23 protein-coding genes are annotated in these 23,124 nt (G+C 62.0%); 14 read left to right on the forward strand and 9 right to left on the reverse strand.

Annotated features, from left to right (window positions below):
- Position 1 precedes the first annotated feature (1 nt).
- From ACX80Q_RS05430 to ACX80Q_RS05465, 8 genes are all read left to right on the forward strand, one after another.
- Entirely contained in the window at positions 2 to 757 is a 756-nt protein-coding gene (locus tag ACX80Q_RS05430) for a YebC/PmpR family DNA-binding transcriptional regulator (protein WP_459329505.1), read from the forward strand.
- Between the two features lie 3 nt (positions 758 to 760).
- Positions 761 to 1,348: a crossover junction endodeoxyribonuclease RuvC gene (gene ruvC, locus ACX80Q_RS05435; protein ID WP_459329570.1), complete on the forward strand. Its 588-nt coding sequence runs from the start codon at positions 761 to 763 to the stop codon at positions 1,346 to 1,348.
- 98 nt (positions 1,349 to 1,446) lie between these two features.
- Entirely contained in the window at positions 1,447 to 2,079 is a 633-nt protein-coding gene (gene ruvA / locus ACX80Q_RS05440) for a Holliday junction branch migration protein RuvA (protein ID WP_459329506.1), read from the forward strand.
- 3 nt (positions 2,080 to 2,082) lie between these two features.
- A complete protein-coding gene (ruvB, locus tag ACX80Q_RS05445) occupies positions 2,083 to 3,204 on the forward strand; it encodes a Holliday junction branch migration DNA helicase RuvB (protein ID WP_459329507.1) in 1,122 nt (373 codons plus the stop codon).
- A 261-nt stretch (positions 3,205 to 3,465) separates the two neighbouring features.
- Complete coding sequence (gene yajC, locus ACX80Q_RS05450; RefSeq protein WP_459329508.1) at positions 3,466 to 3,903, forward strand: preprotein translocase subunit YajC; 438 nt, start codon at positions 3,466 to 3,468, stop codon at positions 3,901 to 3,903.
- 94 nt (positions 3,904 to 3,997) lie between these two features.
- Positions 3,998 to 5,767, forward strand: coding sequence for a protein translocase subunit SecD (secD, locus tag ACX80Q_RS05455; protein ID WP_459329509.1), 1,770 nt, complete (start codon positions 3,998 to 4,000; stop codon positions 5,765 to 5,767).
- On the forward strand, positions 5,767 to 6,777 hold the full coding sequence (secF, locus tag ACX80Q_RS05460) for a protein translocase subunit SecF (RefSeq protein WP_459329510.1): 1,011 nt from the start codon (positions 5,767 to 5,769) through the stop codon (positions 6,775 to 6,777). Before secD ends, secF begins: the two co-directional genes overlap by 1 nt.
- A gap of 243 nt (positions 6,778 to 7,020) precedes the next feature.
- Complete coding sequence (locus ACX80Q_RS05465) at positions 7,021 to 9,276, forward strand: RelA/SpoT family protein (protein WP_459329571.1); 2,256 nt, start codon at positions 7,021 to 7,023, stop codon at positions 9,274 to 9,276.
- Here ACX80Q_RS05465 and ACX80Q_RS05470 read toward each other — a convergent pair.
- From ACX80Q_RS05470 to ACX80Q_RS05480, 3 genes are all read right to left on the reverse strand, one after another.
- The gene (locus tag ACX80Q_RS05470) at positions 9,273 to 9,863 is read right to left on the reverse strand and encodes a hypothetical protein (protein ID WP_459329511.1); all 591 of its coding nucleotides are present in this window, start codon (positions 9,861 to 9,863) and stop codon (positions 9,273 to 9,275) included. The genes ACX80Q_RS05465 and ACX80Q_RS05470 overlap by 4 nt on opposite strands.
- Positions 9,864 to 9,961: 98 nt before the next feature.
- Positions 9,962 to 11,434 (reverse strand): DUF349 domain-containing protein, encoded by a 1,473-nt coding sequence (locus tag ACX80Q_RS05475; RefSeq protein ID WP_459329512.1) that lies wholly within the window; start codon positions 11,432 to 11,434, stop codon positions 9,962 to 9,964.
- 122 nt (positions 11,435 to 11,556) lie between these two features.
- Positions 11,557 to 12,351 carry a peptidylprolyl isomerase gene (locus tag ACX80Q_RS05480; protein ID WP_459329513.1) on the reverse strand — a complete coding sequence of 265 codons (795 nt, stop codon included), beginning with the start codon at positions 12,349 to 12,351 and terminating at the stop codon, positions 11,557 to 11,559.
- 225 nt (positions 12,352 to 12,576) lie between these two features.
- On the opposite strand from ACX80Q_RS05480, the gene hisS reads away from it, so the two are divergent.
- The 3 genes from hisS (at position 12,577) to ACX80Q_RS05495 (ending at position 16,813) form a co-directional block, all read left to right on the forward strand.
- Complete coding sequence (gene hisS, locus ACX80Q_RS05485; protein ID WP_459329514.1) at positions 12,577 to 13,923, forward strand: histidine--tRNA ligase; 1,347 nt, start codon at positions 12,577 to 12,579, stop codon at positions 13,921 to 13,923.
- Between the two features lie 215 nt (positions 13,924 to 14,138).
- Positions 14,139 to 15,902: an aspartate--tRNA ligase gene (gene aspS / locus ACX80Q_RS05490; RefSeq protein WP_459329515.1), complete on the forward strand. Its 1,764-nt coding sequence runs from the start codon at positions 14,139 to 14,141 to the stop codon at positions 15,900 to 15,902.
- Positions 15,903 to 16,021: 119 nt separating this feature from the next.
- Positions 16,022 to 16,813 (forward strand): GNAT family N-acetyltransferase, encoded by a 792-nt coding sequence (locus ACX80Q_RS05495; protein WP_459329516.1) that lies wholly within the window; start codon positions 16,022 to 16,024, stop codon positions 16,811 to 16,813.
- Between the two features lie 39 nt (positions 16,814 to 16,852).
- Here the strand turns inward: ACX80Q_RS05495 and ACX80Q_RS05500 are convergent, their stop codons facing one another.
- From ACX80Q_RS05500 to ACX80Q_RS05510, 3 genes are read right to left on the reverse strand one after another with little or no spacing between them, the layout of a single operon-like run.
- The gene (locus ACX80Q_RS05500) at positions 16,853 to 17,341 is read right to left on the reverse strand and encodes a GNAT family N-acetyltransferase (protein WP_459329517.1); all 489 of its coding nucleotides are present in this window, start codon (positions 17,339 to 17,341) and stop codon (positions 16,853 to 16,855) included.
- A 12-nt stretch (positions 17,342 to 17,353) separates the two neighbouring features.
- Positions 17,354 to 17,932 (reverse strand): GNAT family N-acetyltransferase, encoded by a 579-nt coding sequence (locus tag ACX80Q_RS05505; RefSeq protein ID WP_459329518.1) that lies wholly within the window; start codon positions 17,930 to 17,932, stop codon positions 17,354 to 17,356.
- Positions 17,933 to 17,959: 27 nt separating this feature from the next.
- The gene (locus ACX80Q_RS05510; protein WP_459329519.1) at positions 17,960 to 18,436 is read right to left on the reverse strand and encodes a GNAT family N-acetyltransferase; all 477 of its coding nucleotides are present in this window, start codon (positions 18,434 to 18,436) and stop codon (positions 17,960 to 17,962) included.
- Positions 18,437 to 18,523: 87 nt separating this feature from the next.
- Here ACX80Q_RS05510 and ACX80Q_RS05515 point away from each other — a divergent pair, with 87 nt between their 5' ends.
- The 3 genes from ACX80Q_RS05515 to ACX80Q_RS05525 all read left to right on the forward strand — a co-directional run bounded on the left by ACX80Q_RS05515 (position 18,524) and on the right by ACX80Q_RS05525 (position 20,097).
- On the forward strand, positions 18,524 to 18,793 hold the full coding sequence (locus tag ACX80Q_RS05515) for a hypothetical protein (protein ID WP_459329520.1): 270 nt from the start codon (positions 18,524 to 18,526) through the stop codon (positions 18,791 to 18,793).
- Between the two features lie 121 nt (positions 18,794 to 18,914).
- Positions 18,915 to 19,325, forward strand: coding sequence for a hypothetical protein (locus ACX80Q_RS05520; RefSeq protein WP_459329521.1), 411 nt, complete (start codon positions 18,915 to 18,917; stop codon positions 19,323 to 19,325).
- A gap of 442 nt (positions 19,326 to 19,767) precedes the next feature.
- Positions 19,768 to 20,097: a BBE domain-containing protein gene (locus ACX80Q_RS05525; RefSeq protein ID WP_459329522.1), complete on the forward strand. Its 330-nt coding sequence runs from the start codon at positions 19,768 to 19,770 to the stop codon at positions 20,095 to 20,097.
- A 91-nt stretch (positions 20,098 to 20,188) separates the two neighbouring features.
- Here ACX80Q_RS05525 and ACX80Q_RS05530 read toward each other — a convergent pair whose 3' ends face one another.
- Genes ACX80Q_RS05530 through ACX80Q_RS05540 form a run of 3 tightly spaced genes read right to left on the reverse strand, consistent with a single transcriptional unit; the run spans position 20,189 to position 23,079 of the window.
- Positions 20,189 to 20,980 carry an ABC transporter ATP-binding protein gene (locus tag ACX80Q_RS05530; RefSeq protein ID WP_459329523.1) on the reverse strand — a complete coding sequence of 264 codons (792 nt, stop codon included), beginning with the start codon at positions 20,978 to 20,980 and terminating at the stop codon, positions 20,189 to 20,191.
- Positions 20,977 to 21,954: an ABC transporter substrate-binding protein gene (locus ACX80Q_RS05535; protein ID WP_459329524.1), complete on the reverse strand. Its 978-nt coding sequence runs from the start codon at positions 21,952 to 21,954 to the stop codon at positions 20,977 to 20,979. The genes ACX80Q_RS05530 and ACX80Q_RS05535 overlap by 4 nt, the downstream gene beginning before the upstream one ends.
- A 51-nt stretch (positions 21,955 to 22,005) precedes the next feature.
- Positions 22,006 to 23,079, reverse strand: coding sequence for a FecCD family ABC transporter permease (locus tag ACX80Q_RS05540; RefSeq protein ID WP_459329525.1), 1,074 nt, complete (start codon positions 23,077 to 23,079; stop codon positions 22,006 to 22,008).
- Positions 23,080 to 23,124 lie beyond the last annotated feature (45 nt).

The raw sequence follows: 23,124 nt of genomic DNA on the forward strand, positions 1-23,124 counted from the left end.
CATGTCAGGCCACTCCAAATGGGCAACAACCAAGCACAAAAAGGCGATTCTTGACAGCCGCCGCGCAAAGTCGTTTGCCAAGCTCATCAAGACCATTGAAGTTGCCGCGCGCGGTGGCGGAGCTGACCTCCAGGGCAACCCTGCGCTTGAATTGGCCGTCTCCAAGGCCAAGAAGACTTCGGTTCCGGCAGACAATATTGACCGCGCCATCAAGCGCGGTGCCGGCCTGCTCGGCGACGCCGTTGACTACCAGACCATCATGTATGAGGGCTACGGCCCCCAGGGCACGGCCATCCTGATCGAGTGCCTTACCGACAACAAAAACCGCGCAGCCTCAGAGGTCCGCCTCGCCGTGGGCCGCAACGGCGGCAACATGGGAGACCCCGGCTCGGTGGCCTACATGTTCACCCGCAAGGGCATTGTCAGCCTGCCCAAGAACGATCTCAGCGAAGATGACCTGCTCATGGCGGTCCTGGACGCTGGAGCCGAAGAGGTCAAGGACCAGGGCGAAAGCTTTGAAATCATCTCCGATCCCCAGGACCTGCCCGCGATCCGTGCAGCCCTGGCCGAGGCCGGCATCGAGTATGAAACTGATGAGGCAGGCTTTGTCCCGTCCATGCAGGTTGAGCTGGATGTGGACAACGCCCGCAAGTTCATGAAGCTCTACGACGCCTTGGAAGACCTGGATGACGTCCAGAACATCTACTCCAACGCTGACATGAGCGCCGAGGTTCTCGCCGCACTCGAAGAGGACTAAGACCTGCGTGTTTTAGGAGTCGACCCGGGCTTGACCCGGTGCGGGCTCGGCGTCGTTGACGTTGCCCCCAACCGCACGGCCACCCTGGTGGGTGTTGGTGTGGTGGGAAGCTCGCATGTTTTAACGTTGGACGCCCGGCTGCTGGTCATCGCGGAAGCGATCGATCAGTGGCTGGACGCGTTTAAGCCCGATGTTTTGGCCATTGAACGCGTGTTTGCCCAAACCAACCTCAGCACAGTCATGGGCGTGGCACAGGTGTCAGGTGTTGTCATGGTGGCTGCTGCCCGGCGCGGCATACCCGTGGCCATGCACACCCCGTCGGAGGTCAAGGCCGCCGTGACGGGCAATGGCCGCGCGGACAAAGCCTCCGTCACAGCCATGGTGACAAGGCTTTTGCGCCTGCCCGAGCCGCCCAAACCCGCCGATGCGGCCGACGCCCTGGCCCTGGCCATAGCCCATGCCTGGCGCAGCGGCGTCGCCTTCTCCCAAGGCTCCACCAGTACGACGGCGGCGCAACAGTTATGGCGCGACGCCGAGACCAAGTCCAAGGTCCAAAAGAACAAGGAAAAGCCCGGGGCCACCTGGCACTAGTTGTTAGTACGTATGTTCTATATACTGGCTGTAATTCGTTTGCTAGTCAGTTACGGTTTGGTTCCAGTGTTTCCAGTGTGTTGTCAGGAGCAGTTGCAATGATCAGTTTTGTCCGGGGACCCGTGGCCCATCTCTCGCTGGCCCAGGCCGTCATCGACGTCAACGGGGTGGGCATGCTTGTTCATGCCACGCCGAAGACTCTCGGCAACTTGCGCCTAGGGGAGGAGTCCACCCTCACCACCACCATGATTGTGCGCGAGGACTCCATGACCCTCTACGGTTTTGCCGATGCGGACGAGCGCGAAGTTTTTGACGTGTTGCTCAGTGTCAGCGGCATTGGCCCCCGCCTTGCCCTGGCCATCTTGGCTGTTCTGGAGCCCGAAGCCATCCGGCGGGCTGTGGCGGACGGTGACGGGAAGGCCTTCACCAAGGTTCCCGGCGTTGGACCCAAGGTGGCTGGGCGCATTGTTCTTGAGCTCAAGGGCAAGCTCGTCCCCACCGGTGCCCCCGTCACAGCTTCCAAGCCGGCTGTGGCCATGGCCTGGAAGGACCAGGTGGTTGCCGCCATGACCAGCCTTGGCTGGAATGAACGCGACGCACTCAAGAGCATCGATGCGGCCGTTGCCGACGATCCGGAACTGGCTGAAAGCGCCAACGTGCCCGCCATCTTGCGGGCCACACTGCGGTGGCTGGGCCAGGACAACTCCCGTTCAAGCACTAGGGTGCGCTAGGCCATGGCGCCTTCCGAGGAGCCCGGCCTCCTGCCGGGACAAATCAGCATTGGCGGCGGCACGGGCCGCACGGGGAATGCCGCCGATTTGGCTGTGCCCGCCCCCGAGCCCGAGGAGCGGGAGCTTGAAGCTGCCCTGCGCCCTAAAAACCTTGATGATTTTGTGGGTCAGGAGCGGGTTCGCAAACAGCTCTCGCTGGTCCTTGCCGCGTCCAAGATTCGTGGCCGCAGCGCCGACCACGTCTTGATGTCCGGTCCGCCCGGCCTGGGCAAGACCACGCTGGCCATGATCGTTGCCGCTGAAATGAATGCGCCGCTGCGCATCAGCTCCGGCCCCGCCATCCAGCACGCGGGTGACCTGGCCGCGATTCTCTCCTCACTGTCCGAGGGTGAAGTTCTGTTCCTCGATGAGATCCACCGCATGTCCAGGCCAGCCGAGGAAATGCTGTACATGGCCATGGAGGACTTCCGTGTGGACATCATTGTGGGCAAGGGTGCCGGCGCAACGGCCATTCCACTGGAACTGCCACCGTTTACCCTGGTAGGCGCCACCACGCGTGCGGGCCTGCTTCCAGGTCCCCTGCGTGACCGATTCGGTTTTACCGGCCACCTGGAGTTTTATTCCGTGGGGGAACTGGAACTCGTGTTGCGCCGTTCGGCTGGCATGCTGGATTTGAAGCTGACCAGCGCTGGGTTTTCCGAGATTGCCGGGCGCTCCCGAGGCACACCACGCATTGCCAATCGACTGTTGCGGCGGGTGCGTGACTGGGCGCTTGTTCACGGCATAGAGACCATTGACGCACGCACAGCATCGGCCGCCCTGGACATGTACGAGGTGGATGTCAGGGGCCTTGACCGCCTGGACAGATCGGTGCTGGAAGCCCTGGTCAACAAATTCAATGGCGGCCCGGTTGGCCTGTCCACCCTGGCCATTGCCGTGGGAGAGGAGTCCGAGACTGTTGAAACAGTGGCGGAACCTTTCCTGGTGCGGGAAGGGCTGTTGGGACGGACGCCCCGGGGGCGCATAGCGTTGCCTGCGGCGTGGGAACACCTTGGCTTGAAGATGCCGCGAAATGCTGTGGCGGCTGCCATGTTGCCCTTTGATGAGGATGCCGACGAGCAATAGCGGCCGCCTATACAGTGATCTTGGACAAGCGGAACTGGCACTGCTTGTATCGCTGCAGCCCTGAGTTCCTGCGCCTGGGTGCCAATGTCACCCCTTGGGCCGGTCCAGCAACGACACAATGCGCTTCGTTGTGTGTATTTGTGAGCAATTGTGGGCGGTTTATCATCCAACGTTCAGTTTTACCCTCTAGACTGGTATGACGTCCGGCACGTTTGCTCCGTGTCTGGATCCACGTGTACTTAAAAGAATGGAACCCTAGCTGTGTCCTTCAGCAGTATTTTAGCCGCCGATGCGCCCGCCGCACCCAGTCTGTTCAGCGGCACCAACATCCTTTTGTTCGCCATGTTCGGTTTGCTCATCTTCATGATGATGCGCAAACAAAAGAAGACCAAGGCAGCTGCAGCAGAACAGCGCTCCAAGCTTGCCCCGGGTGTTGAAATGATGACCAACTTTGGCTTGTTCGGCAAGGTCCTCTCCATTGATGAGGATGAGAACAAGATCGTTTTGGAAATCTCCCCCGGCGTCACCGCAACTGTCCACCGTCAGACAGTTGCCAAGATCATCGAGCCCGAGACGGTCGAGGCCATTGTTCCCGATGACGCTTCCGCCTTGACCCTGGATCTTGAGAAGAAAGCACCTGCCGGGGAAACCGTTGAGGAATCCCTTGAGCGCCTAAAGAACGACAACAAAGACAACTAGCCTTATGCGGGTTGGCAGCTGCTGTGCCGGAGGAAATCCTGCACAGCAGCATTGCCATGTTCTCTACACCCGTGACCAATAGAAGGATCCCTTGATGGCACGAACAGGTCCGACGTCCACAGCCCGCAGAACTCTTCTGTGGCTTGCGGCGATCATCATTGCATGCACCTTGGCGGTAGGCGGCGGCGTCCTCGCCGGAGCCGCCTCATGGTCGCCAAAACTGGGTCTTGACCTTGAGGGCGGTACCCAGATGATTCTGGCGCCCAAGGTTGAAGGCGCTGGAAGTATCACCAGCGAGCAGTTGGATCAGGCTGTGTCCATCATCCGTCAGCGTGTTGACGGTTCGGGTGTTTCGGAAGCGCAGATTTCCACCGAAGGCGGTAACAACGTTGTTGTGAACATGCCTGGCAAACCCACGGATGCAGAGCGCGATCTCATCAAGGCCTCGGCCAACATGAACTTCCGCCCTGTCATTGTTGCCACACAGGTTCCCAGCGGTGCCGTGCCGGAAGCCGAGCGGACTCCCGCGGACAAGCTACCGGTTCCCACGGCCGCCCCCGTCAATGCGAGCGACCCCAACTGGGTTGACGCCGCGCTGATGAAGCAGTTCGAGGCGACCAGCTGCATCCCCCCGCTCACCGACCGACCCACAAGCTCGGATCCAAACAAGCCGCTCGTGAGCTGCGAGCCTGACTCCGGCATCAAGTACATCCTCGGCCCGGTGGAGATTCCCGGCAAGTGGATCAAAACCGCCAGCTACGGCCTGCAGGCTGGCGCGCAGGGCGCAACCACCAATGAATGGTCTGTTCAGCTCACGCTGACCAAGCCTGAGGGTGCCCAGGCATTCAAGGATGTCACCCAGCGTTTGAACGCCAAGTACCTGGCCAACCCGCAGGATCCGCAGTCACGATTCGCCATTGTGCTCGATGACAGTGTCATCTCCGCCCCGGCGTCCATGGCTGTCATCACGGACGGCCAGTCCTCCATCACCGGACAGTTCACCGAAGAAAGCGCAAAGTCGCTGGCGGACAAGCTCAAGTTCGGTTCGCTGCCCATCAGCTTTGAGATTCAGAGCGAACTCCAGATCTCGGCAACACTTGGTTTGCAGCAGCTGGAAATGGGCATGTTGGCCGGTTTGATCGGTCTTGGCCTGGTGGTCATCTACTCCCTCTTCCAGTACCGGGCCCTTGGCCTTGTCACCATCATGTCCCTGGTGATCGCAGGTGTCATCACCTACTTGGCCATCATCTTGCTGGGTTGGGCCGAAAACTACCGCCTCTCACTGGCCGGTGTGGCGGGCATCATCGTGGCGATCGGCCAGACTGCCGACTCGTTCATTGTTTACTTTGAACGTGTCAGGGACGAGCTCCGTGACGGCCGGGGGCTGGTGGCCGCTGTTGAAAACGGCTGGGCACGCGCCAAACGCACCATCCTGGCCTCCAAGGCAGTGAACCTCTTGGCCGCCTTGGTGCTGTACTTCGTCTCCGTAGGAAACGTCAAGGGCTTCGCCTTCACGCTGGGGCTCACGGCCGTGGCTGACCTCATTGTGGTCTTCATGTTCACCCATCCCACCTTGCAGTTGCTGGCTCGCACCAAGTTCTTCGGTGAAGGCCACCGCTTCTCCGGCCTTGATCCCGTTCAGCTTGGCGCCATTCCCTTGTACCGCGGTGCGGGCCGTTTGCGGACGCCCGAAGAGACCATGGAAGTAGTCAAGGGCAAGAACGCCCGCGCAGCCGGCGAAGCAGAACGCCGCCAGACCATTGCGGAACGCCGTCTGGCAGCCAAGGAAGCTGAATTGGTTGGCAGCAGGGGTGCCGGGGCTGCAAAGTCCGAGTCCAACGACGACTCGAAGGAGAACAAGTAATGAAGAGTTTCGCCACTTTTGGTAACGAGCTTTACACCGGTGAACGGTCCTACGAGTTTGTAGGGAAACGCAAGATCTGGTTTGGTATCACGGGCCTTGCGGTTCTGCTGTCGCTGCTGATTCCCATGTTGGGTGGTGGCTTCAACTTCGGCATTGAGTTCCGCGGTGGGTCACAGTTCACCATCTCCGAAGTTGCCCACACCGATGCCGCCATTGGTGAAGAGGCTGTTGCCAAGGCTGTGCCCGGCACGGCAGCCGTGGTCACCAACATTGCTGGCAAGACCATGCAGGTCCAGACCGACAGGCTCTCCGATGACGAGACCTTGAAGGTCAAGGACGCGTTGAAGACTGCCTACGGTGTAACGGAAGACCACATCACCTCCACGTTCGTTGGGCCCACCTGGGGACAGGACGTGTCACGTCAGGCCATCATCGGCTTCATTGTCTTTGTGCTTCTGGCAACAGTGTTGATGGCCGTCTACTTCCGAACCTGGCGCATGTCCATTGCCGCCGTGGTGGGCATGCTGGTGGTCATGGTTGTCACGGCCGGCGTTTACGCGGCATCCAACTTTGAAGTCACGCCGTCGGCCATCATCGGCTTCCTGACCATTTTGAGCTACTCGCTCTATGACACGGTGGTGGTCTTTGACAAGATTCGGGAAAACACGGCCGACATCAGCACCTCGGTGCGCAGGACTTTTGGCGAGGAAGTGAACCTGGCCGTCAACCAGACCCTGGTCCGCTCCATCAACACCATGATGGTTGCCGTGCTGCCCGTTGGCTCCATCTTGTTCATCGGTGCGTTCCTGCTCGGTGCCGGAACGCTGCGGGACCTGTCCCTGGCCTTGTTCATCGGCATTATTGTGAGTACTTTCTCCACGATCTTCGTTGCGGCCCCGTTGTACGCCTGGTTGCGTGAGCGTGAACCGGAACTGGCCAAGCAGGCCAAGAAGGTGCACTCGCGTCGCGCCGGCGAAGCAAACGAGACGGCCAAGACCGTCACCGTCTAACAGCGCTCCAGTTTGGCCCGTAGCCGGGGGAGGATGCACAGCATCCGCCCCCGGCTATCCTTTTGGTCAAAGATTCCCCATCTGCGCCTTACACTGGATAAATGCTCCGCAGTGGGAGCGTACGGCCGCAAATTCGAGGGAGGTAATGCGTTGAACGATGAATCGCCCTCGCATGAGATATTGACGGAATCCGGGTCCCCACCTCCCGGCGACTCCAGTGTTTCCAAGCCGCGCCCTGCGGAACTGCGCCCCACCTTTCCGGGCCGCCGCGAGCGCACCCGGTCGCGTCTGGCCCGCCTGACAGGTTGGTCCAATGAGAGCTACTCGCCCATCCTGGAGCCGTTGCTGCGTATTGTGCGGGCCAAGAACCCCAAGGAAGACTTTGAGCTAATTCAGCGTGCCTTCTCGGTTGCCGAGAAGTACCACGAAGGCCAGAAGCGCAAGAGCGGTGACCCCTACATCACGCACCCGGTTGCCGTGACCACCATCCTTGCCGAGCTGGGCATGAGCGGCAGCACTCTCGCCGCTGCCCTGCTGCATGACACGGTGGAGGATACCGCCTACACCCTGGCCGAGCTGGAACGGGACTTCGGCCCCGAGATCACCATGCTGGTGGACGGCGTTACCAAGCTGGACAAGGTTGAGTTCGGTGATGCGGCACAGGCGGAGACGGTCCGCAAAATGGTCATCGCCATGGCCAAGGACATCCGGGTGTTGGTGATCAAGCTTGCGGACAGGCTGCACAACGCCCGCACGTGGAGGTTCGTCTCGGCAGCCTCTTCCGAGAAGAAAGCCCGGGAAACCCTGGACATCTTCGCGCCGCTGGCGCACCGGCTGGGCATGAACGCCATGAAATGGGAGCTCGAAGAACTTTCCTTCGCCGCCTTGTACCCCAAGGTGTATGAAGAGATTGTCCGGATGGTCCAGGACCGCTCTCCCGAGCGTGAAAAGCAACTGAGCATCATTCGCCGTGAAATTGCCGAGTCCATGCGGGTCTCCAAGATCAAGGCGGAGATCACGGGTCGGCCCAAGCACTACTACTCCATTTACCAAAAGATGGTGGTGCGCAACAAGGACTTTGATGACATCAACGATCTCATCGGCGTCCGTGTCTTGGTGGACACGGTGGGTGACTGCTATGCCGCACTGGGCCAGATTCACTCGCTGTGGAACCCCCTGGTGGGGCGTTTCAAGGACTACATTGCCCTGCCAAAGTTCAATATGTACCAGTCGCTGCACACCACAGTGGTGGGCCCGGGCGGCAAATTGGTTGAAATTCAGATCCGCACCCTGGAAATGCACCAGCGGGCGGAATACGGTGTGGCCGCCCACTGGAAGTACAAGACAGGGAACAAGGCCCCCGTCACGAGCCAGGACGACATGAACTGGCTGCGCACCTTGGTGGACTGGCAGCAGGAGACCAAGGACCCCAACGAGTTCCTGGAATCACTGCGCTATGAGATGAACGCCAAGGAAGTGTTTGTCTACACGCCCAAGGGCGCGGTCATAGCACTGCCTGAGGGTTCCACGCCCGTGGACTTTGCCTACAGCGTCCACACTGAGGTGGGCCACAGGACCATTGGGGCGCGCGTCAACGGCAAACTGGTGCCGCTGAACAGTGAGCTCTCCCACGGTGACACGGTGGAGATCTTCACCAACAAGGCGGAGGGTGCGGGCCCCAGCCAGGATTGGCAGAACTTTGTCAAGAGTGCCCGTGCCCGCAACAAGATCCGCCAGTGGTTCACCAAGGAACGACGCGAAGAGTCCATTGAAAAGGGCAAGGAACTCCTCACCAAGGGCATGCGCAAGGCCAACCTGCCCTTGCAAAAAATGATGACGCACGACGCCCTCATGGCCGTCGCGGAACATTTCCACTATACAGACATTGCCGGCCTCTATGCGGCTGTGGGGGACGGGCACACGTCCACCCAATCGGTGGTTGAGCGGCTGCGTGAAGTTCTCGGCGTCCACCACGACATAGACGACACTCCGGCACCGTTGGACACCCATGTCTCCACCAGCCGCCCCCGCATCTCCGATTCCGGCGTGGTTGTCCACGGTGTTGGCGAAGTATTGGTGAAGCTGGCCCGGTGCTGTACCCCCGTGCCCCCGGATCCCATCTCCGGGTTCGTCACCAAGGGCTCAGGGGTGTCAGTGCACCGCCAGGACTGCCCCAATCTATTGAATCTTCAAAATGAGCCTGACCGGCTCGTTGAGGTTGAATGGGCCCAAGCGCAAAAGGGCGTGTTCCTCGTGGAGATCCAGGTGGAAGCCCTGGACCGGAAGAGTCTGCTCTCCGATGTGACGCGTGTGCTGGCCGAATGCCACGTGAACATTTTGGCGGCCAGTGTCAGCACCACCCGCAACCGGGTGGCCATGTCCAAATTCGCCTTTGAAATGGGCGATCCAAAGTACCTCGACAACGTGCTCAACGCTGTGCGCCGCATTGACGGTGTCTACGACGTCTACAGGGCCACCGGATCACAACGGCGCACCTAGGGCAGCTGACCGGTGCTGAGCATGCTCTGGACCAGACGCTGTGCCCGGAGCTTGCCGGGTACATGCGTGGCTGCGGCCAGGGCCCGCAGCATGGCGTCCACGCTGCACTCCAATGCGCACTCCCCGGCCATGGCCGTCAGGACTTCCCGCGCCGTGCCTTCCGGGGCGGAACGGGCCACATCCAGGGCAGTCCGCAGCGGGCTCGTCACCAAGGCGCCGCCCACGCGTTGCACATCAGCCGCCGCCAGATGGACCTGGCGCAGGGTGCAGCCGCTGTGGACTGGCAGTGATGCGGTATTTCCGTCATTGTCCACAAGGAGTGAAATGACCAGCGGAGGGGGAGCACAACCGTAAACCCATGCCGCCGCCAGCTGCCCCAGCACGGCCCGCTTTTCCAGCGCCGCGGGAACGCTCAGGTACAGCGCCCCGGCCCGCAATGCGGGCGTCTGGGCGACCGCACAGGGGCGAAACGCCTCGCCCACCACAGGGGCCAGCACGCCGTCGAGCTTCATGGCGTGAAGTTCCCCCAGGATGAACAGGTCCCCGGGAAACAAAAGTGCGCCGGGGCTGCTACTTGTTTCGCTCATGCACCAAGACTGCACCTGCGCACGGCAAACGCAAAGGCCCCACGGCCGGATTGTGGACAACCCGGCCCTGGGGCCCTGTGAACTGCTGAAAATACTTGCTAGGAGAAGTCCGCAGCTGCCTTCTGGATCTGTTCCAGCCACAGCTCGCGGGCTGCCAATGCTTCAGTGGCCTTGGCAACCTTGCGGGCGTCCCCGGCCTTCTGGGCCTTGGCAAGATCGTCCTTCAAGCCAGCAATGGTCGCCTCAAGCTGGCTCAGGGCCCTGCTGGTGCGGGCCTTGGCTTCGGGGTCGCTGCGGCGCCAGTTGTCCTCGTCGGCGGCACGAACGGCGTCCTCAACCTTGCGGAAACCGGCTTCAACACGCTGCATGTCGTTGCGGGGAACCTTGCCGGCTTCCTCCCACTTGTCACGAATGGCCTGCAGGGCCTTCTTGGTGGCGTTGAGGTCCTTGATGGGCAGCAGAGCCTCGGCCTCGGAAATCAGGGCTTCCTTGACCAGCAAGTTGGCGCCGAATTCCTCATCCAAGGCGTTGTTGGCTGCCTGGCGGGCAGCAAAGAACTTGTCCTGCGCACCGCGGAAACGGGCCCACAGGGCGTCGTCGTCCTTGCGGCTGGCGCGCGGCGAGCTCTTCCACTGGTCCATCAAGCGGCGGTACTCGCCAGCGGCGAAGCCCCAGTCGGTTGACGTTGCCAATTCCTCGGCAGCCTCAATCAAGGACTCCTTGGTGTTCTTGGCTGCGGCGTTGTTGTTGTCCAGCTGGGAGAAGTAGGCGCGGCGATGACGGTCAAACACGGTGCGGGCACTGCGGAACCGCTTCCACAGGCCTTCCTCCGTGGCACGGCCAAGACGCATGCCGGACTTCTGTGCCTGCTTCCAGAACTCAAAGAGTTCATTCATGCGGGCGCTGCTGACCTTCCACTGAATGGCTGCGGGGTCTTCGGCCGCAATGGCTTCAGCCTCGGCCACAATGGCCTCGCGTGCTGCCAGCTCCACCGCGCGGGCAGCCTCATGGGTTGCGCGCTCCGCGGCGGTCAGCGCCTTGATGCTCTCATCGAGAGCCACCAGACGGGCCAAGGCGGCGTTGACGTCACCCACCGACGTGCGTTCGCCAAGCTGCTCACGCAAGTGCGTGACAGTCTTGTGCATGTCGGTGGTGGGGGCCTTGGCCTCAACACGCTGCTCAAGCAACGTCACCTGGGCCAGGATGTCCTCGAACTTGCGAGCAAAGTAGGCCAAGGCCTCATCCTTGCTGGCACCCGGGTACTGGCCCACAGGGAACTCTTCGCCGTCCAGCAGCAGGAAAACGTGTCCGTCTTCTTCGGCGCGGCCAAACTTGGCAGCTTCCACCAGGTTCACAGCCGGAACTGCCACGGCAGGAGCGGCAACAGGGGCCGCCGGTGCTGCAGGAGCCTTGGGCCGGGCAGCAAAGGCAGCCGGTGAAGGTGAAGGTGAGGGAGCTGGAACAGGGGCCTGTTCCGCGTCGGCAACAACCGGTGCAGAGCTTTCCTGGGCAGGCATGGCCGGCTCGGTTGTTGAGGCAAGTGTTTCGTCGGATTCTTGACTGTGTGTCACCGCTAAAAGTCTTTCGCTGGAGGGAACTGAGGGGTGGAGCAAAACGATCTGGCCATGATCGCGCTGAAACGTATTTTCGGGGCGGGCGTTAATGCATTCCGCCGGGAGTGGCCGTGTGAAATCTAATCAAGCTTGAACGAGTCTATCGTCACCTTGGTCTTGGGTGCGCCGTCTGTGGCGTCTGCCGCGATGCCGCCGTCGGCAATTGCGTTCACAACATCCAGGCCGCTGGTGACCTTGCCAACAATTGTGTAGCCGCCGGTGTCCTGCGGCAGGACCGTGTCCTTGAAGGTGATGAAGAACTGCGTGCCATTGGAGAAGGTGGTGTTTGCGCGGGCTACGGCAATGGTGCCGGCGGGGTATTTGCCATCAGCCGGGGTGTTTTCCACCGGGCCCCACAGGTAGCTGGGATCCCCCTGGCCGTCGCCCTTGAGGGAACCGCACTGCAACACACCGAAGTCGGGCGCGTCGGCCAGACGGTGGCAGCTCTTGCCCGTCATGAAGCCGGTATCAGCCAGGGACTTGAAGACGGCCGCAGCTTGGGGGGCCGTGGTGCCGTCCAGGCTCACGCCCACGGGCTGGCCATTGAGGCTCAGGGATCCGGTGAAGGTTTTGCCCTTGGCGGTGTCAGCCTTGGGAACCGTGGGGCTGTTGGTCTGGGCCGGGGCGGCGGTTGTGGGCGCTGCCGTGGCTGCGGCGGTTGCCGTGGGCTCCGGGTCGGCGGAGGCCTTTTCCTTGGGGGTGAACACAGTCAACGCCAGCACAATGGCAACCACCAGGGCAACAGCAATGGCGATGGCCGCAATCAAGTTGTCGCGTTTGCGGCGATTCAGCTGCTCCTGGTGCAGGGTCTGATTGGCCTGCATGCGGGCAACGCGTGCCTTTGCCTCGCGGTTGGACTTATTGCTGTTGACCAACTGTGCCTCTCCTTCTGGTGAGACCCGCGCCGTGCAAGCGTGGCGGGGGTAGGTTAGGGGTGGAGTGCCAAACCTTATAAAATGGCATTCGGTGTCAGTTTACTCATGTATTTGCCGCAAAGCTGCGAGCATGACTGGGGCAGGCTCACACCATGACGTTTACCCGCCCCGCCACAACTCGAGATTGAACTCCTTTGAGTGGCGCATGTTAGGAGAGCATTACCCATGGCACGCAACGCCTCCTTGTCCGGTTTTCCCGAGTGGCTTCCCGAGGAACGGCTGGTGGAACAGCATGTGTTGGACACCCTGCGCCGCACCTTTGAACTCCACGGGTTCAGCTCAGTAGAGACCCGGGCGGTGGAGACTGTGGGCCAACTTCTGCGCAAGGGCGAGATTGATAAAGAGGTGTACGCGCTCTCCCGCCTGCAGGACGACGACGGGAACGCGGCCGCAGCTGCCAAGGCCGACCCCAACCAGCTGGCCCTGCACTTTGACTTGACTGTGCCCTTTGCCCGCTACGTGGTGGAGAACGCCGGATACCTGTCCTTCCCGTTCCGCCGCTACCAGATCCAGAAGGTGTGGCGCGGCGAGCGTCCGCAGGAGGGACGCGCCCGCGAGTTCACCCAGGCAGACATTGACGTAGTGGCCGACGGCGAACTTCCCTTCCGCTACGACGTGGAACTTGCGCTGGTGATTGCCGAGGCACTCTCCGCCCTGCCCATCCCCGCCTTCAAGCTGCGCATCAACAACCGCAAATTGGCTGAAGGCTTCTACCGGGGGATTGGCCTCACCGACACGGCCGGGGTGCTGCGCAGCATCGACAAGCTGGAAAAGATTGGCGCGGACAAGGTTGCCGAACTGCTCAAGAACGAGCTCGGCGCCACCGACGAACAGGCCGCCAAGGCCCTAGCCCTGGCCTCCATCCGCACCGAGGACACCTCATTTGTGGCTGCCGTGCGTGCCCTGGGTGTCACCGACGAGCTCATGGAGGAAGGCCTGAACGAGCTGGAGCAGGTCATTGCCGCAGCAGTGAAGAGCGCCCCCGGCTCAGTGGTGGCTGACCTCTCCATCGCCCGAGGCCTGGACTACTACACAGGAACCGTCTACGAGACTGTCCTGGTGGGCCACGAAGCCCTGGGCTCCATCTGCTCCGGTGGCCGCTATGACGCACTCGCCTCCAAGGGCAACCGCAAGTTCCCCGGCGTCGGGCTCTCCATTGGTGTGACCCGCCTGGTGGCCCGCATCCTCAGCCAGGAATTCGCCAAGGCCTCCCGCAGCGTCCCCACGGCCGTGCTGGTCACCCTGGTGGATGAGGACAGCTGGTCGGACGCCCAAGATGTGGCCGCAGCCTTGCGTGCCCGCGGCATCTCCACCGAGGTTGCCGCCAAGGCGGACAAGTTCGGCAAGCAGATCAAGTACGCGGACAAGCGCGGCATTCCCTACGTGTGGTTCACCGACGAGTCTGGCACCCACCAGGTCAAGGACATTCGCAGCGGCGAGCAGGTAGTGGCGGATCCGGCCAGCTGGACGCCGCCAGCTGCTGATCTGGTCCCGCAGATCGTTCAGGCGTAGTACCAGCCGCACCCGTGGTCACCTAACGGGGCAGGACCGGCTCCGGCGGGAACCGCGAACCATGCGGGGAAATCCATCCCCGCTCCGAGGTCCGCGATTCCCACCGTGGCGAGACGTGCCCGCCACGGGTGCCTGTCTCATCACGGTAAACTTCTAGACAAACTCTTTCCACGGCAGCCGATCGCGCGCCGTTCACCACCATTGAAAGGAATGCTGTGCTGCGCACACATGACCTGGGCTCCCTGCGGGCCGAACATATTGGCCAGACCGTCGTACTCTCAGGCTGGGTTGCCCGCCGTCGCGACCACGGTGGTGTTGCGTTCCTTGATCTGCGTGACTCCTCGGGCGTGTCGCAGATTGTGGTGCGTGAAGAGGACGTGTTCCATGCCTTGCGCAACGAATTCGTTTTGCAGATCACCGGAACTGTTTCCCGCCGCCCCGAGGGCAACGAGAACCCGGCCCTCGCCACAGGTGAGATCGAGGTGATGGCGGATTCCGTCGTCGTACTCAATGAAGCAGCCCCCCTGCCGTTCCAGGTGGACGAGCACGTTGAGGTGGGTGAGGAAGCGCGCCTGAAGCACCGCTACCTGGACCTGCGCCGTCCCGGCATGCAGCGCAACCTGCGCCTGCGCTCCGAGGCCAACCGTGTGGCCCGCAACCTGCTGCACGAGCAGGGCTACACCGAGATTGAAACGCCCACGCTGACGCGTTCCACCCCCGAAGGTGCCCGCGACTTCGTGGTGCCCGCCCGTTTGGCCCCGGGATCCTGGTACGCGCTGCCGCAGTCCCCGCAGCTGTTCAAGCAGCTCCTGCAGGTGGGCGGCTTTGAGAAGTACTACCAGATCGCCCGCTGCTACCGCGACGAGGACTTCCGCGCGGACCGCCAGCCGGAGTTCACCCAGCTGGACATCGAGGCAAGCTTCGTTGACCAGGATGACATCATCGCCCTGGGCGAGAAGATTGTCTCCGAGCTGTGGAAGCTGATCGACGTCGAGATCCCGCTGCCCATCCAGCGCATGACCTACCGCGACGCCATGGCCCGCTACGGCTCCGACAAGCCCGACCTGCGTTTCGGTCAGGAACTGACGGAGATGACGGAGTTCTTCAAGGACACCGAGTTCGGCGTCTTCAAGGCACCTTACGTGGGTGCTGTTGTCATGCCCGGTGGCGCCTCACAGCCCCGCCGCCAGCTGGATGCCTGGCAGGAATGGGCCAAGCAGCGCGGCGCCAAGGGCCTTGCTTACGTGCTGGTCAAGGAAGAAGGCGAACTGACTGGCCCGGTTGCCAAGAACCTGACGGACACCGAGCGTGCCGGCCTGGCCGACGCCGTTGGGGCCAAGATCGGCGACTGCATCTTCTTCGCCGCCGGTGAGGTTTCCCCCTCCCGCGCACTCCTGGGGGCAGCCCGCGTTGAGATCGGCCACCGCACCGGCTTGATCAACCCGGCCGACTGGGCGTTTGTGTGGGTTGTTGACGCACCCATGTTTGAGCCTGCCTCCGACGCCGTTGCCTCCGGTGACGTTGCTGTTGGTGCCGGCAAGTGGACCGCAGTGCACCACGCGTTCACCTCGCCCAAGCCCGAGTTCATGGACACCTTCGACACCGATCCGGAGTCGGCACTGGCGTTTGCCTACGACATCGTGTGCAACGGCAACGAAATCGGTGGCGGTTCCATCCGTATCCACCGCAACGACGTGCAGAAGCGTGTCTTTGAGGTCATGGGCCTGAGCAACGAAGAGGCAGAAGAGAAGTTCGGCTTCCTGCTCGAGGGCTTCAAGTTCGGCGCCCCGCCGCACGGCGGCATCGCCATTGGCTGGGACCGTGCCGTGTCCCTGCTGGCGGGCGTGGATTCCATCCGCGACGTCATCGCGTTCCCGAAGTCCGGCGGCGGCTACGACCCGCTGACGGCAGCACCGGCGCCCATCACGGCACAGCAGCGCAAGGAAGCCGGCGTTGATTTCAAGCCGGAAGCCAAGTAGCACCTGCTCCACGTAAATGCCGGCTTCCCCTGATGGGGAGGCCGGCATTTTTTGGTCCTGGCCTCCGGCGGTGATCGAGTCGAGCGCACCGTCAGCGCCGCCCGGCTACGATGAACAATGTGAATGACTCTGCGTCGCAAGACTGTACAGTGGGCGCCGTTGAGGTGTTGCTGAATGCGGCCTGGCCTGCCCCGGAGGCTGTGGACAGCGGTGGTTGGGTGCTGCGATCAGCTAGCTCCGTCACCCAGCGGGCCAACTCGGTGTGGCCGCGGTCTCAGCCCGCCGACCTTGAGGCGGCGCTGCGGGAGACTGCGCGCTGGTACGCCGCGCGCCGTCAGCCCGTCATCTTCCAAATGACGCAGCGCCCGGAAAATGGCGCTTTGGAAGAGTTACTGGATCTGCAGCGGTACTCCCGCCAGTCGGAGACAGTGATCATGAGCGCCGGTTTCGGTGTTGACAAGGGCTTTCCCGCGCCGGCGGGCGTTGCGCTGACGTTGAGCGATTCGCCGTCGAAGGAGTGGATGGAGTTGTGGTGGCGGGTCGACGGCAGGGGAGGGCCTGCAGAACGCGAGGTGGCTTGGGGGATTCTTACGGGCATCCCGTCGCTCTACGCCTCGGCTGTGAATGGCGACGGCGTGGTGGTGGGCACGGGGCGGCTGACACTCGTCAACGGCTGGGCCGGGATCTATTGCATGAGTGTCCATCCGGACTTTCGCCGCCAAGGGATTGCGGCAGCCATAATGTGCCAGCTCCTTCACGCGGCCCGTGAGAGGGGCGCGGCGCAGGCGTGGCTGCTGGTGACCGCCGCGAATTTCGGTGCGCGGGCACTATATGAGGGCGGTGGATTTAGCGAAGTTGGCAGGTACCATTACCGGCAGGCTCCGCTACGCCGAGCACCCATGGCCTGTTGAGCGGCAGCACCGGGGAAGAAACGTCCACTCGCATGTGAGCTAGAGAATGAGCTTGAACCCCACGTGCGATGCGGTGAATCCCAGCCGCTCATAGAAGCGATGCGCAGCGTCCCGGGATTTGTCGCTGGTCAACTGGACCAAGGAGGCTCCCCGGCGCCGCCCCTCCGCCACAGCCCATTCCAGCATTGCCGATCCTAAGCCGTTGCCACGCAACCGCTCGTCCACCCGGACAGCCTCCACCAACAATCGGGTCGCCCCCAAACGGGCCAGCCCCGGAATAACCGTCAACTGCAGGGTAGCCACAACGGTTTCCAGATCATCCACGACGGCGACCAGCAACTGTGCGGGGTCCGCGTCGATGGCGTGGAAGGCAGCCAGATACGATGCGTGGTCCCCGGGCGCGGCGGAATTCTCCGCCTGCCGGATTGTGTCGTTGACCATCAGTTCTACTATCGGGACAACATCGGCTTCGGCGGCCCTGCGCAGGTGAAAGTTCTTGCCGGACAGGACGAAAGTTTCCAGGATCATGAACTGATCCTTTCACGCCCACACGCCACCTGGAGTTTCGCCGGCATCCTGGCCGTGCAGGATTATGTGGAACAGGTTGTGGTCCTGCCACGCCCCGGCGATCAACAAATACTTCGGTGCCATCCCTATCTTGTGGAAGCCGGCCTTCAACAGCACCCGCTGCGAGCCAGCGTTGTGCAGAAGGGTTCCAGCCTCAATGCGGTGCAGTCCGAGATCGTCACGGGCGGTGTCGACGATCACCCTGACAGCAGCGGATGCCAGGCCGCGGCCCGCGAACTGCCGGTCCACCCAGTAGCCCAGCCCAGCGCTCTGGAAGGGGCCGCGGACAATCCCCGCCAAGCTGAACCGGCCCACCAGGTCATCGCCGGCAAACAAGCCGAAGGGATACCCCAGGCCGGCTTCAGCGGCGTCGAGCCTGCTGGCAAGGTCGCCAGCCTGCCAGGCCTCGGTGTAGTACTCCTCGGGGCGCACTGGTTCCCACGGGGCGAGGTAGTCACGGTTGCGGACGTAGGCTGCGGCAAGCGCCGGCGCATCGCCGGGCCGCAAGATACGCATGCGAACGTCGTCGCTCAGTTTGCAGGATTCAAACACCCGCCAACCCTACGCCATGCGTGCTTCCTATGGCTGGGAGTTGTCGGTGAGTGTTAGCCGCATGAAGACGCTGTGGGGGTCAAGGCTATAGGTGCCAAAGGGTGGGCGCCGGGTGAATCCGTGCCGTTCGTAAAGTCGCCGGGCCGGTGCGAAGAAGTCATGGCTACCGGTTTCCAGATAGAGATACTTGTAGTTGCGGAGCCGGGCCTCTGCAACAATCCTGTGGAGAAGCAGGGCCGCAATGCCCTGTCCACGCGCGGCAGGTGCGGTGCGCATTGACTTGACCTCGGCGGTGGCTGAGTCAAGGACTTTCAGGGCGCCACAGCTGAGCAGCTCTTCGCCGCAGCGCACGGTCCAAAACGTCACACCTTGTTCGGAGAGCGCCGAATGGTCAAGGGCATGGACGCTGCCAGCGGGCGAGGTGGCAAACATGTCGGCCAAATGATCATCCAGCAGTCGCCGGACATCAGCCTTCTTCGGATCGTCAATCTCAATCAAAACCATGGGAAGAATATACCTTCACCTCTTGCCCGATGAGCCAGCGGACGACGTCGGGCACGTCACCTGCGGCGCATATGCTCTACTCTCCCCGTGGCGCCGTTCCTCATCGGCGGGTCCCTCTGGTATTTTTCCCAGAATGCCGGAGGCTGGGATGAGCTGAGATTCTTCCTCATCCTGATACTCTCGATGCCCGTCCTCGCCGGGATGGCAGCTTTCTCAGTCGTGTTCGCGTTTCGGAAGGATGACGGCGTCCGCAAACTGAGGCTAACATCCAGGGTCGCCAGTGTTGTGTCACTGGCCGTGTTCGGCGGCCTGGTGCTCATGGGCTGTGCTGGAATCATCCAATCCCTCCGGTTTTAGTGTCCGGGGCGTGGACTTTCCAGGCGGTCTGCGATTCAAGTCGAGCAGGATCAAAGAAGCGCAGCCTTCCGGCCCGGCCTAGAGTGGAAGCCGTACAGCAGACCATTGAAAGGAACCCGCCATGAGCACCACTTTCAGCGCCGAGGAAAAAGCGGCGATGCGTGCGGCCGCGGCCGAAGCCAAGGCCGCACAACAGGGCGCGGACCTGGAAGCGGCGTGTCTGGCCGCAATTTCCGCCATGACCGGCACAGACCGGGAACTGGCTGAGACCCTGCACCAGCTGGTCAAGACGCACACATCACTGGGAGCAAAGACCTGGTACGGAATGCCGGCCTACACCAACGCCGATGGCAAGGTGGTGGTGTTTTTCCAGAGCGCCGCCAAGTTCAAGGTGCGCTACGCCACCATCGGTTTCCAGCCCGATGCCAGGCTTGATGACGGCAACTTCTGGCCTAGCTCCTACGCCGTGACAAAGCTCACCGCGGCGGACCAGCAACAACTACTGGCGTTGCTGCAGAAAGCCGTTGGCTAGAGGCGCCGGACGCGGCCCCTGACCCCGGAAACGGGCACAAGCACCTCCGGTCTCCGCCACGGGAGCAGAACAACCTAGAGTTACTCCGGCCCGCAGTGTCTGCAGCATGAATATCCCGCATTGCCGGAAGGGTGGCTGTGCCAAGTTCCCGATCGTGAAAGCATGCTCAGGAGATATGGAGTCGCCATGGACAACAATGGATTTTGGGACCTGCAGGAAAAAGTACGCGGCCAGGTCATCACGTCCCACGGCCCCATGGCATGATTCTCAAGTTGCGGATGTCATCGCGAGAGTCAACTGTGCGCGCTGAGGGTCTGGACCTTGCACGTTGAGGTGGCCGGCACATCCTTGGAGGTCGGTCTGCGTCCCGTCGAGGTGGTGCACGGCGGTATCGTCATCTACCGGCTCGAGCACCTTCCATCAGGGCCCGCTCCCGTACCCGATGCTCGACACTCTTTTCGACCCGCTTCTGCCCCCAGGCGAGCAAGCAAATTGGCATGCGGAGTTCCGCCCAGAACTAAGCGACGTTGTGATCGGCGCTGCCCAACGCGTATCCCAGGAAGAGGCTGCCTATCCTTACCGGGACGTCAACGTCTCGATAGTCATCGCCGGAATGTGGGAATCCCCGGCGGACAACGAAGCCAGCACGCAGTGGGTCAAAGACTGCTATCAGGCACTCCATCCCCACGGGGCCCGGTTGGCAAGGATCAAGGCGAAGTGCGATCCCAGCAACCCGTTCCATATCAATCAGAACATCCAACCGGTGGCCTGAAACGCGCAAAAGTGTTCACTGAGCGCAGCTACTGAGGGAGGCATGGGACGGGACGGAACAGGCATGCACCATGATTGCTCCTGCCCTCAGGTCACACCGCCCGTGGCCGACGCCCATTCAGCGGTCGGAAAACCATTTGAAATCCGTCATCGAGCTCAACACGGCGAACCCCGATCTGGTATGCGGCCTCGACGTTGCCCTTGGTCAAAACCTCTGAGGGTGATCCCTGAGCAACGACACGCCCTTGATGAAGCAGTAGGAGGCGGTCGCAGTATGTCGCGGCCAGGTTCAGGTCATGGAGAATTACGGCTACCGCGTGCTTGCTGCTGTGGGCAAGGTCGCGCACCAATTCGAGGACTTCATGTTGGTAGCGGACGTCAAGGTGGTTGGTTGGCTCATCCAAAAGCAGGTGAGTGGTTTGTTGCGCCAGGGCGCGGGCAATGAGCACCCTTTGCCGTTCCCCGCCGGATAGTTGCTCGAAATGCTGGCCTGCAAGAGCCAGCATACCCACGCGCTCCAGCGCAGCAGCGGCGATTCTTTCATCCATGCCGGTGACCCGATTGAAGGTTCCCCGGTGGGGAGTGCGGCCCAACAAGACCATGTCCGAGACCAGCAGTGGAAGGTCCCCAGGATTTTCCTGCACCACCACGGACACGGTGCGTGCAATGTCCCGGGCACTGAGCCGGTGTATCTCGGAATGGTCCAGAAACACTTTGCCCGCACTTGGGGACAAAGATCCGTAGAGGGTTCGCAGGAGCGTGGTCTTCCCGCTTCCATTGGGACCCACCAACCCCAGAACTTCCCCACGGCTGGCGCGCAGATCCACGCCGTCGAGCACCTCGCGGGAGCCGTACGCGAAGGAGATGCCGGCGCCGGAAATCACTGGCGGAACCGTTCGATGATGCGTTCCAGGCCCTCGATGGTCAGGGGAGAGGCAGGTTCGGTGAAATTGAAAAGCTGCGTCATGACGTCATGATTTGCGATGGCCGTGATTGATTCGGCGCCCTTCATGGACAGGATGGCGTTGGAAATCTGTTCCGGATGCCCGGTCGAGTGCAACAGAACCAGGACATCGGGGTTCCGCCCAATAAGTTCTTCCCGGCTGACCTCGAAGACCCGCTGGTCGACGTCGGCGAACACGTTGGTGAAACCGGCCGCCTCCAATTGGGGGTGTGCCATTGATTTGGTGCCGTAGGCATACGTGACGCCGCCGCCAAGGGTTGGATAGAGTACGGCTGCGGTGCGCTTATCCGAAACGCCCGTTGGGAGTGCGGCGTTCTTCACCCGTTCCTCGAGTTCAAGGGTAGCCGCCGCCCCGCCGTCCGGGATTCCGAAGGCCCGCGCGTAGATCTTCATCTGCTCGCCAATAGTGGCAAAACTTGGGTGCTCCGGGGATTCCGGGCAGAAGGAGGGCTCCTCTAGGAGCGGTATGCCGGAGGCTGCAAGGGTTCCGCGATTCATGCCCTGGGCCGTGCCCAGCACCAGGTCCGGCCCCTGGGTCATGATGACTTCTTGGGAAATCTGCAGGTGGCCTGCTGTGTCCAGTTTGTCCGTCAACAACGGGATCCGCTCGATTTCCTGCCGGGTTTCTGCGTCGAAGTATGCGGTGGGGTAGGTGCCTGCCCTGGCCACGACTTTGTCCAGGACGCCCAGTGCGTGCAGATAGCTTACAGGTGAGCTTTCCAGCAGCACCACCCGTTCGGGGGCTTTTTCCAAGGTGACGGCTGTTCCGCAATTCATGATGGTCAACGGGAAGGAAATGGATGCGTGGTCACTGCTTCCGGCTGTGCTCCCGCACGCGGTCAGTATGAGTGCGGCCAGGCTTGCCGCGGCAAGCGGCTTAACACCGAGTTTCATCAGGTGACTCCAAAATAGTGGTTCAGGGGTGGCGCTGCGTTGCCCCCGGCATCAGCTGCCGGGGTGCAGGCGGCGGAGAAGGTAGATCAGGAAGGGGGCGCCAACCAGGGCGGTAATGATGCCGATGGGGAGTTCCTGCGGCTGCATCAGAATGCGGGCCAACAAGTCTGCCCACACCAGGAAGATGGCTCCCAGCAGTGCTGACACAGGAACCGCCCACACATGTGCGGCGCCGACAAGCCGACGGGCCAGATGCGGAATCACCAGGCCCACGAAGCCAATGCTGCCCGAAGAGGCCACCACCACGCCGATGCACAGCGAAACGAGAATCAGCAACAGGATGCGGAATCTGGCCGGCGAAATGCCCAAGACAAGGGCTGTCTCGTCGCCGATCGCCAGAGCGTCGAGGCGGTGACCCCACAGCGTCAGCACCGTGCCGGTAAATATCACGACGATGACGACCGCCGCCAGGGGAGTGCCCCAACCAGCCATCGAGAGGGAGCCGAGCAGCCAAAACATCATGGATCTGGCCCCTTCGGCGGAGCCGGACGCGAAGATCAGGAAACTCGTCACGGCCGTCAGGGCGTAGCCGATCGCAACACCGGACAGCAGCAGCCTCATGGACGTCACACGGCCAGCTGCGCGGGCAACCACAAGCACCACGAGCGATGCGGCCAGCGCACCCACAAAAGCGCTGACCGGCAGTGCATGTTCGCCCATGCCCAGCCCAACACCAAAAAGAATCATGGCGGCGGCACCACTGGAGGCTCCGGAGTTGATGCCCAGCAGGTAGGGATCCGCAAGCATGTTGCGCACCATCGCCTGGAGGGCAACGCCGCACATTGCCAGCCCCGACCCCACCGCGGCACCCAGGATGACGCGCGGCAACCGAACGCCCCAGACGATGGCGTTCGCGGTCGCATCGGCATCCGATCCGAGGTCTGTCAGGGCCAGATGGAAACCCAATATCCTTGCCACGGTCCCCGGGGCAATTGTTATGGGTCCGATGGCGACTGCCATGACGATCGAGACCAGCAGGGCCAGGCACAATGACGCGAGCCACGCCGTGTTTCTGCGACGGCGCAGGGAGCGCCCGAGGGGGTCTGATGTCAGCAAATCGAGCATGGTGGTGGTTTTGTTTTTGCGCGCGGCAAAGCCGGGCAGGAAAGA

It is taken from the genome of Arthrobacter sp. HLT1-20, from assembly GCF_054510895.1.